This window comes from Lysinibacillus sp. FW301-JW8 (assembly GCF_058788755.1).
Map to the genome: position 1 here is coordinate 1 of NZ_JBYTBB010000161.1, position 523 is coordinate 523.

The 523-nt window shown below is 35.6% G+C and carries 1 protein-coding gene; it reads left to right on the plus strand.

What is annotated here, in order from left to right:
- On the plus strand, positions 1-374 hold a 374-nt coding region (locus AC3WOM_RS26725; protein WP_492449229.1), incomplete at its 5' end, for a transposase.
- Between the last annotated feature and the right edge of the window lie 149 nt (positions 375-523).

Below are 523 nucleotides of genomic sequence, written 5' to 3' on the forward strand. Positions count from 1 at the left end.
ATGAGGTTAGTATAAAAAGTGGACACGGAAAACTGAGAGTAGCTATTATAGAAATAACTATTTTAAAGGACGTGTACCGAATGACTAAAAAAATAACGCAAGAATATCGTGATTATGTTGTGAAATTAGTAGTAGAAGAAAATCGAAAAGTAACAGAATTATCATATGAATTAGGGATTGGGGAATCTTCTATTCATCGCTGGGTAAAAAAGTATCGTGATGGAAAAAAGCAAGAAAATGGCGACGTGAAATATATAACCCCTTCGGAGCTAAAGAAGTTAGAAGCGATTTATGAAAAGAAACTTCGTGACTTAGAAGAGGAGAATGCCATTCTAAAAAAGGCGATGCACATCTTTGCCAAAAACCCGCAGTAGTGTTTGAATTTATTGAAGCGCATAAACGGGAGTTTTCGATTGTAAAGATGTGCCGTGTTCTAAAGGTATCGACGAGTGGCTATTATAAATGGTTGGCAAAACAGGCTGCACCGATAACTGAAAAAGAAGAATATAAAATGAAAGTCACA